A 3,437-nucleotide genomic window follows, 5' to 3' on the forward strand; every position below is an offset into this window, starting at 1 on the left:
GCGACACTGGTAGGGTCGGCGTCGTAGAGTTCTCGAGCCTTCCTCATCATTCCGATTGAATGGGACGCAATCCAGAGTTGCGATTCTCCTGGAACAAGATCTAAGAGTTCTTTGAGAAGCGCGCCCTGAAGTCGCGTATTCATGTGCGTCTCTGGCTCGTCGATGCAGTAGATCGCGTCTGCGTAGCTCTTCCTCTTGACGACGATATCCAGCATCAAGTCGAAGCTGGCTTTCTCGCCGCCAGAAAGGCTGCGATACTCGAAGCTCTTAGCCGACCCCTTGTCAAACCTGAATGTCCCACTGTTCAGAGGATTGCCGATGCCCACAAACATCAGGTCTGGGAACAGCCGGTTCATCGGATCTCTTGTTTCACCGAGCAGACGATCTCGATACTCGGTGAAGGTGGTCGCCCCGGGCTCGTTGACGAAGACATCCTCCATAGCTTGCGAAGCCAAGCGAGTATAATTTACCGAGACGGTTGCGTCGGTCTCGATAAGCTTATTCAGGACGACTGTGTCGAGGATGTCATTCTGTCGAGACAGGCTCGTGTGGGAAAACTCGGGATCGTTACGATATGCGGTTCTCACATAGAACGTGCCGCGGCCTAGGGGCATACCGCTGTGTGTGGTTACAGCAATTTTGTTTTCGACAGCGGCTGCAGGATTATCCGGGCGATTATAGTATCTGACGTCCCCCGACCACCCGTACGATGAATCCATTCTATGCCTGAGAAGCATCGCGTCGAAGAGCGAAGACTTTCCCGATCCATTGGGACCCGCCAGCACGACCAATCTGGCACTGCTGGGGATGTTCTTGATCTCTAAATCTACAAAACGGCGGAAGCCATTCAACCTTATGCTAGAAATACGCAAGTTGTCCCCCAAGTAGGCGCGGTGAGGCTATCGGCTGATAAGAGAATCGCCAAGTGGTCAGTGGTTTCGCTTCCAGAAGTAGCGTTATTAATGCGACATCTGCTTCACTTGGCTTCGCAACCCCGACGGGATCGTCGTGGGACAGCGCGTCTAACAGCGGCGGATTTTAGGTATCCGTAGGTTATCTTATAACGGCAGAAATGGGGTCGGCAGCAGACCGGCGGTCTTGGGTTGGTGTTGACAGGCTGCATCGGGTGACGAGCGTTCCGGTCGTAGAGTTCGGGATCGTGAGAGACGTCGCCTAGTCTTGCTGGGCTTGGTTTGGCCGAACGAACAGTCTCCTTCCGGCGAAGTCGACAAACACTGCATGTTGATTGAGAAAATCGCCCCCGAGAAGGCCAGCGGCGTCCAATCCTGGATCATCCTCTCCCCGAAACGCGTGAAAAGAAGCAGGGGCTGGGCCGAATGCGGTACGAACCGGAATGAGACGACAACCCTCCTGGCCAAGACTGGCATAGACACTTTGGCAGGGTACGGCCGTGGCGGTGTCCGCGACGCGGCCATGGTGAAATCGCTGTCGGCCGAGGACAAATTTAGTGAACAATTAAGCATAATTTCCGCACATTCGTTGCATGTGCGATTTGCTTTCCCAATTTGCCCGCCATCCAAATTGTTCTTTTCTTTCAATTGGTAGCTCGCCATCCCGATGGCTGCTGCTGTCTTCGACATGTCTCGGCGTGGCGATGGCGAGCCTGGTGCCAGCATTGGCTCAATCCGTCGATTTTACCGGGATCAATGATCCTGCGGACGCGTCCAGCATCGATGCCGATACCGATCTCTGGATCGGTCTCTGGGGGGATGGCGGGCTCGCCATTCAGAACGGCGGTATCCTCTACAATCTGAGTGCCTATGTCGGGGCTTCCCCCGGCGACGAAGGCACCGCTTCCGTTACCGGCCCCGGGTCGCAATGGTACAATGGCGACAATCTTGATGTCGGTCTCCAGGGTATTGGAACATTGAGTATTACGGCCGGCGGCCAGGTGTGGAGCGCTCAAAGCGACGTCGGCTACCTGGGCCGGGGCGAGGTGCTGGTGAGCGGACCGGGTTCGCACTGGATAAACAGTGGGCGGATCCACGTTGGCAACATGACGACCGGCACCGTCACGGTCCAGGACGGAGCAACTGTATCGAGCGATCTGACGACCATCGGGGTGTCGGCCGGCGGTGAGGGCAAAGTTGTACTGGCGACCGGTGGAACCTGGATCGTGGCAGGTCAGGTTACCGTCGGCTCGTATGGCGACGGGGTGCTCCAAATCGAGAGCGGCGCCAAGCTGACGAGCAATCAAGGTTATGTCGGAGCCGGCCCCAGCACCACCGGCACTGTCGAGGTCACGGGGCCGGGGGCGGGGTGGACGATAACGCAGCACAATCTTGTTCTCGGCATGCACGGGGTTGCCGACATGACCATCGCGGACGGGGCGCAGGTTTCCGTCAAGAATGGTGTCGATCTTGGCATTGCCGACACGTCTGCGAGCGGGACCCTGGTTCTACGCGGCACACTTGGTTCTCGAGGAATTTTGGAGACCCGCCACATCAAAGGCGGTGCCGGAACGGCCGATCTCACGATCGATGGTGGTGTCCTGCGGGCAACGACCGATAACGCAGCGTTCTTTCTGACTTACGGAAACCAAACCGTTCTCATTGGGACCGCTGGTGGCTTCATCGACACCAATGGCTACGGTATCGGCATTGCCCCGGAGCTGACCGGTGCTGGAGGGTTGATCAAACAGGGCGCTGGCACCCTGACGCTGACCGGCGCCAACAGCTTTACCGGTGGCACTGTCATCGAAGCGGGCGTTCTCCAGCTTGGGGCTGGCGGTACGAGCGGCAGCATTCTCGGCGATGTCGCCAATAATGGCCTGCTAGCCTTCAACCGTTCCGACAAGGTGACCTTCGGCGGAACGATCACGGGTACTGGTGGTATCCAGCAGCGTGGGGCGGGGCAGACCACGCTCACCGCCGACAATTCGGGTCTTTCGGGCGTGTCCGGGGTCTATGACGGCATCTTGTCGGTCAATGGCATTTTGGGGGGCACGCTGGAGGTTGTTGGCGGTCGTCTGCAAGGCAGCGGCCAGGTTGGCAGCACGACAAATTTCTCCGGGGGAACGATCGCCCCGGGCAATTCGATCGGGACCCTGACCGTCAACGGGAACTATGTCGGGAATGGCGGCACGCTTGAGATCGAGACTGTGCTGGGAGGCGACAGTTCTGCGACCGATCTTCTGGTCGTGACTGGCGATACATCCGGTAGCACCAATGTTCGCGTCATCAATTTTGGTGGCACGGGGGCGCAGACTACCGAAGGCATCAAGATTGTCGATGTCGGTGGGGCCTCGAACGGCGTGTTTTCTCTGCTCGGCGACTATGAGTTTGATGGCCAGCAGACAGTCGTGGCGGGGGCCTACGGGTATAGGCTCTATCAGAACGGGCCGTCGGGCCCGCCCGATGGAAACTGGTATCTGCGTTCGACATTGCTCAATTCTGGCGCGCCCGCAGGCGCGCTCT

General features: G+C 58.0%; 3 protein-coding genes. 2 read left to right on the forward strand and 1 reads right to left on the reverse strand.

Going from position 1 to position 3,437, the window contains the following annotated elements; all coding sequences use genetic code 11:
* A partial coding sequence (locus J0I64_RS03555) for an AAA family ATPase (protein ID WP_291406241.1) occupies nt 1–872 on the reverse strand: 872 nt, incomplete at its 3' end.
* A 307-nt stretch (nt 873–1,179) separates the two neighbouring features.
* Here J0I64_RS03555 and J0I64_RS03560 point away from each other — a divergent pair.
* Both J0I64_RS03560 and J0I64_RS03565 read left to right on the forward strand, forming a co-directional pair.
* Entirely contained in the window at nt 1,180–1,566 is a 387-nt protein-coding gene (locus J0I64_RS03560) for a hypothetical protein (protein WP_291406242.1), read from the forward strand.
* 61 nt (nt 1,567–1,627) lie between these two features.
* A partial coding sequence (locus J0I64_RS03565; protein ID WP_291406243.1) for an autotransporter outer membrane beta-barrel domain-containing protein occupies nt 1,628–3,437 on the forward strand: 1,810 nt, incomplete at its 3' end.

The organism is Devosia sp., from assembly GCF_017307565.1.
Lineage (GTDB): Bacteria > Pseudomonadota > Alphaproteobacteria > Rhizobiales > Devosiaceae > Devosia.